Origin of the sequence: Corallococcus praedator (genome assembly GCF_003612125.1) — a bacterium.
GTDB classification, from domain to species: Bacteria; Myxococcota; Myxococcia; order Myxococcales; family Myxococcaceae; genus Corallococcus; species Corallococcus praedator.
This window is the reverse complement of sequence record NZ_RAWI01000500.1, coordinates 1-5,930: the sequence shown is the minus strand read 5'-3', so window position 1 is coordinate 5,930 and position 5,930 is coordinate 1. Positions and strand designations below refer to the sequence as shown.

The 5,930-nt window shown below is 63.3% G+C and carries 3 protein-coding genes and 1 pseudogene; 1 reads left to right on the top strand and 3 read right to left on the bottom strand.

Annotation, left to right across the window (positions count from 1 at the left end):
* Nucleotides 1-1,021 (bottom strand): EGF domain-containing protein (locus tag D7Y13_RS37220; protein WP_244222425.1); only part of this gene is annotated, 1,021 nt, incomplete at its 3' end.
* Between the two features lie 559 nt (nucleotides 1,022-1,580).
* On the opposite strand from D7Y13_RS37220, the gene D7Y13_RS37215 reads away from it, so the two are divergent.
* Nucleotides 1,581-2,918: a M12 family metallopeptidase gene (locus D7Y13_RS37215; protein WP_199732919.1), complete on the top strand. Its 1,338-nt coding sequence runs from the start codon at nucleotides 1,581-1,583 to the stop codon at nucleotides 2,916-2,918.
* Nucleotides 2,919-3,995: 1,077 nt separating this feature from the next.
* On the opposite strand, the gene D7Y13_RS37210 is transcribed toward D7Y13_RS37215, so the two are convergent.
* Together D7Y13_RS37210 and D7Y13_RS47295 are read right to left on the bottom strand one after the other, a co-directional pair.
* Nucleotides 3,996-5,261, bottom strand: coding sequence for a hypothetical protein (locus D7Y13_RS37210; RefSeq protein WP_147444476.1), 1,266 nt, complete (start codon nucleotides 5,259-5,261; stop codon nucleotides 3,996-3,998).
* Nucleotides 5,262-5,558: 297 nt separating this feature from the next.
* Nucleotides 5,559-5,930: pseudogene (locus tag D7Y13_RS47295) on the bottom strand (hypothetical protein); the annotation flags it as partial.

The window sequence follows — 5,930 nt, the reverse complement described above, 5'->3', positions numbered from 1 at the left end:
CCGCATTGCAGGCGCAGGTGAAGGAGCCCCCGCTGTTGGTGCAGGTGGCGTTTTCGTTGCAGTTGTCGGTACCGGCGGCGCACTCGTCGATGTCGGTGCAGGTCACGCCGTCGCCCTCGTACCCCGCCGTGCAGGCGCAGGTGAAGGAGCCTCCGATGTTGGTGCAGGAGGCGTTGTCGTTGCAGTTATCGGTACCGGCGGCGCACTCGTCGATGTCGGTGCAGGTCACGCCGTCGCCCTCGTACCCCGCATTGCAGGCGCAGGTGAAGGAGCCCCCGATGTTGGTGCAGGTGGCGCTCTCGTTGCAGTTGTCGGTACCGGCGGCGCACTCGTCGATGTCGGTGCACACTGTCGGCGCTCCCGTGCAGGTGTAGCCCGGCTCCACTTCGCAGACGCTGTTGCAGCCGTCGCCAGAGAGTTGATTGCCGTCGTCACAGACTTCGAATCCTCCCAGCACCCCATCACCACAGACGGCCCGCAGCGACGTCTCCACCGCGTCCACCAGGTAGATCGCGACCGCGCCCTTCAGGCGCACGTAGCGATAGGGCTTGCTTCCCGGGTAGAGCGCCACCGCCACATGCGTCCCCAGGCCCAGCTCCACCAGGTGCAGCGAGCTGGAGCCGATGAACGTCCCATCCGCCTTCAGGAAGTCCACCTGGGCCACCAGCGCCAAGGACAAGCCCTTGTAATAGACACGCAGGTCGCCGGTGCCTTCCTCACCCTGGCCCAGGTCCAGCACCAGCGCCGCGTTGAGCAAGCCCACCAGGGTCGCGGCCTGCCCGTCCGGAGCGCCCAGCGCCGCGCTCGCGTTGAGCACTGTCGCCGTGGTGCCCGAGGCCACAGCGTCCGCATACGGGTCCCACGTCAACGAGGCATACAGCGGCTCACTCGTCAACGCCCCGTGGTCTTCTTGCCACACCTCATCCGCCGGAGGACTGGAATCCACACCACACGCCCCCAGCGACAAGGCCAGTGTCACGCCCAGCCCCCACGACCACAGCGCACCAGGACGGCTTTGCATCGAGAGTCTCTCTCCGCGGAGCAGGCTGAAGCCCGGAATGGACCGTCCCCCCATGGAATGAACGACACCATTCCTTACTCCCGATTGCTCGGCGCGCAACAGACGAATGCGCGACATTCTCCGGCGACCAGCCGACAAGCATTTGAAGGCCATAGACAAAATGCCCACGAGATGCATTTGCCCCTCACGGCAATCGACGGGCCGTGAGGGAGGGCAGCGCACCGCCGACAGCGCCGGTAGGTCCCAGGAGCGCGGATACTTGGAGCCCCAAAGGCGCTGAAATGCCTCCCACGCCTTCTGCTGGAGCCCTTGCGCCTGGGCTTGTCATGAACCGCCGTTACGCCTGGAATCCGAGTCCTGGCACTATAATATATACGGGGAATCCACAGGTGCCCATTCGCCTTGGCGCTCATGAATGCAGATGCAGTGCATCTCCTTCGTTCGGCGAAGGCGCCGGGGCATGTCACGAATTGATGAGGGTTCTCAATCTCTAACGACAAATGTCAGAGTGGTGTGGTTGTCTCCTGTTCCCCGGAATGCCTTCCGGAAAGGAGGCATCATGCTTCGAAGCACATTGAAGTCCGCGCTGGTTGCACTGTTCATCCCCAGCCTGCTGCTCACCGCCTGTGGTGAGGGACTGGAGTCGCGTCCCGCCCTGGACCCGGAGATGGCCCGAGTGCCGGCTGGCGCCCCGGTTCGCGAGGGCTACGCCTGGAACGCCGCGAGAGGGAAGCTGGTTCCAGTGAAGTACGCCGAGGTGGATGGACTGGCCATCCTCGATGGAGACATGATTCTCGGCACGGTGGAGGAGATGGAGGCGCGCGTGCGCGAGGTGAAGGCCCGGGGAGGTCTCGACGCCCCGGGAGTCCACGCCCAGGGCGTGGCCATCACCGGAGCAAACTATCGCTGGCCCAACTTCGAGGTGCCCTACGCCATCGATGCGGCTGTGCCAAACCAGGCGCGAATCACGGACGCCATCACTCACTGGCAACAGCGTACGCACCTGCGCTTCGTGCAACGCACCGTGCTCAATGCGGCGCTGTACCCGAACTACGTCAACTTCCAGACCGGCACCGGGTGCAGCTCCAACGTCGGACGAATTGGTGGCAAGCAGGTGGTGGTGCTGGAGGCCGCGTGCGACAAGGGCAGTGCCATCCATGAAATCGGGCATGCGGTGGGCCTCTGGCACGAACAGTCGCGCGAGGACCGCAATACCTACGTGCGCATACGGTACGAGAACATCCTCGTGGGCAAGGAGCACAACTTCGACCAGCAGATCGCCGACGGCGACGACCTCTTCGCCTATGACTACGGCTCCATCATGCACTACCCCCGGACGGCGTTCTCGAGGAACGGGCAGGCCACCGTCGAGACCCTGGGAGGGCAGGCCATCGGGCAGCGCGACGCGCTGAGCATCAGGGACGCGGCAACCGTGGCGCGTCTCTACTCGAAAACCATCTCCCTGCGTACCTCGGGCGGCTACTACCTGTGGGCCGAGGACGGCGGCGGCGGCGATTTGTATTCCACCTTCACCGAAGACCATTATTCCGTGGCGAGGTTCCGACTGGTGGACCGCAACGGCTTCGAGCTGCAATCCGGCGACCTCGTCCACCTGCAGACGCACGAAGGCAACTATGTCATGGCCGTGAACGGTGGCGGCTCGTGGGTGACAGCCACCCCCACGGCGCCTGGCAGCTATGAAACCTTCCGCATCTTGAAGATTGCCGGCACGGGCTTGCTCACCATCGGCACCGGAGACACCGTGGCCCTGACGACGCCCGATCTCCTCAACCCCCGCTACGTGGGGGTCGAGAACGGCGGCGGCGGCGGCAGCAGGGTGTACGCCGACCGCACTGCCCGGGGTCCATGGGAGCAGTTCACCATCACCTTCTACTGAGGGACGGGGTAGGGCCGAGTAACTCCGGGCGAAAGCAGACACGCGTCTGGGAGGGCGTGGTCTCGGGAAGTACCGTGGCCACGCCCAGGTCCTCGTAGATGAGGGCCGCTTCCGCCTTTGCCCATCCACTCCGTCCGCTCGGGACGTGAGTGCGTCCGACTAGCAGATGGCGCTGTTCCTGGGGGGCAGGTGCCAATGGCCTGGGTGACAACCGCCGACGCGCAGGACCGGGATGAGCTTTCCCGGCGGGCGGTGTGTTGAAGGCGAGCGGCCGCGTCCTTCGCGGGCGGGCCTTCGTCACGGGAGAGCGCGATGGCTTCGGGCGTCGGCCCCCGGAGATTCCAGAGGTCCAGCGGCAGATTCAGGGTGGCGAACAGGCCGTGGATGGCGGAGAGGCGCTGCCTGTCGTCACAGAGGCTCTGGCACTGCGTGTCTTCGCAGGTGGCCACCAGGCGCTCCTGCCGCTCCGTGGTGCGCGCCCCCTGGGAGCACGGAGCCCAGCAGAGGGGACAGGCCCCGGGGAGAATGCGCTGGGCGTCCTGGTAGAGCCGCAACCGGAGGAGGCAGGCACGCTGGAGGGGCGTTTGGGCCATGAGGTGCGCCACGGCCTCCCTGTGCAGCTCCGGCGTCGTGAGGAAGAAGGGTGCACTCATGCGCCCTGTCCTTCCTCGTTCGCCGCCAGATGCTGGTGCCCCTCCTCACGCTGGTGCCGCCACAGCTCGGCGGGGTAAGCGAAGGGGCGGGAACAAGCGTCGCAGCGCACGACACCGTCCCCCTGCCCCGCGTCTTCCCACCGACGCTTGCGCAGCTCCCGGGTGAAGTACCACCGCTTGTCCAGGGAGCTAATGTCGGTAAGCCTGCCGGGAAGATTATCGGGGCGTCCAGGCAGCGTGGAGGCGGCGAGAATCGAACCCACGGCCAGCGTTGCGAAAACCCAAGCACCGTCTGGGCTAGGTCGCCACTTGAGGCGCCAACTTTAGAAGCTGGCGCCTCAAATCCGCCCACCAGAACTCGACGGGAATGTTCAGCCTCAAGGCGCCGGAAAAACAGACAACGCAAGGAGGTGAAAACCTATCGCTAAGGGACGGGGAGCTTCGTCGTCGTAACGGTCAAGTTCGACCCAGCAGCCAGAGTTCCGCCCAGGTGCAAGGAGATAGACTCCGTCCGCTTCCACCAGCCGTTCGACGGATCGAATGTACTGCCCTTGAGGTTCTGGTCATACCAGCGCTCGGCCGTGGTTGTGTAGAAAGAGCTTGGGGGCAGCTGACCCAACATCACCAACAGCGTCGCATTGAAGACGGTGTAGGGGGGAACATTGAACGTCTGCGAGACTGAGAGCGCCGTGGTTTGCGACCTGCTCATCTCCGAAGTCTCAGTGTTCGTATACTCAAAGCCGAGGCCAACTGTCCATTCGTTGGTCAGGTCACTCCCCAAGCCTTCCTTTGCGTGCGTGAGCGTATACTGCATGTTCGTGCCCGCCGTGTACTGGTTGGTGACCGACACCGTTGTCGTCTGTTTGTTCGTGTTGGTGAGCGTGATGGTAAAAGGTTGTACCTCGGAGCTGTCGTTCGTCCCAGTCAAGTATGACGACAAGCCCTCCCCCCCACCGCTCGGGACCGCAATGCGCACCGGGGCGACAATTTCCTTTCTCGGCGTGAGATTGTTCCAGCGGAAGCTGGACAGAGTGTCATTGAATCCCACCTGCCCGAAATCTCGCAACTCCATGAAACTGCCCCAGCCCTTGATATTCTCATAGGCAGCCCCCGAGCCGTCATCGGCTGCGTATAACGAGGCCGTCTGTGCATCATGCATCGACTGCCAGCGCGCGGAACTCGCGGAATCCTCGACGTGCCAGCCCGTCAGTGAGTGGAGCTGTCCCGCGTTCCACTCCGAGAGAAACAGGACTGTGCGGTTCCACTGGAAGTCGCCTGCTGCGTAGAGTTCGATGGCGCCCAGGTTCAGATCGGGTGTGTGCCAATACCACGCCGAAATCATATCGTTCATGGTGTATGCAACTAGATCCACAGCCTCGGTCTTTCCTGTTCCCACGAGGTCGATCACTTTGCCGCAGCCTTTGAGGTTATAGACATTGCCGTCGGCCGGAGCGACATAGGCGTCCGTCATGGTCACGACCGTTCCTACGGGGAGGTTGAACGCAATCCAGGTCGCGGTGTCCTGAATGCTCATCCCGGTCATGGCGTGGCGTTTATCTCTAGTGTAATCATGAATATTGAATGCGTAGCTCTCACTCGTCCAGCTGTCGGCTTTGTAAAGCGTTACGGTGTTGGAAGGCAGATTGGGGGGCGGGGTCGTCGGAGCGGGAAGCTTTGAGATCGCTGACATATGGACGTTCCTTTGATGAGGTTGAGGCTGCGGAAGAACGGAACACGCTGCTCGTTCCTTCGTCGAGTAGTCAATGAAATGTAGATGCAGGCGAGGTAATGGAAGCCGAGGAAGTTCTCGACGTGGCGCTCATAGCGCCACGTCTGGCGGAGTGACAGCAATAAACCCCGGCGCTCGACCCCGTGCTGATGCAGGATGAGCGCGCCCCGTCGCTCACGGTCCAGGCCCACGACGTCATCATGAAGCACGCCGAGGCGACAACCATGCTGACACTGGGGGGAGCCGAGGAACATGCCCCTAAACCTCTTCAAACTTCGTTCCCGTGGCGCCTATGCGCTCAAGTGCGTCGCGGATTTCCTCTCGGACGATCAACGCGATGGGCCAGCCCCAGGTGCGGAACACCTTCGCGTCACCTGCTTGCGAAGCGTCAATCCGCATTCCCCAAACGTCTCGGTACTCCCCAACCTTCTCAGGGCGCCCGTCCTCCGGCGTCCACATCAGGATCTCCTCGGTGGCCTTGTCGTCAATGCAGCGAATCAGCTGTAACCGTCCGGCCAACGACGTGCCGTGAGGGATTGCCGGGGTAGCGGCGAGCGGCGGACGCTTCCGGGCATGGCGAAGCAGGTGGAGAAGCCGGAGTGGACGCGGATTGCAGAAGCATTCGAGGCG

Bases quoted from the DNA above. Each gene is read 5' to 3' on its own strand.
- D7Y13_RS37215 (WP_199732919.1), top strand. From the start codon at position 1,581: ATGCTTCGAAGCACATTGAAGTCCGCGCTGGTTGCACTGTTCATCCCC.
- D7Y13_RS37210 (WP_147444476.1), bottom strand. From the start codon at position 5,261: ATGTCAGCGATCTCAAAGCTTCCCGCTCCGACGACCCCGCCCCCCAAT.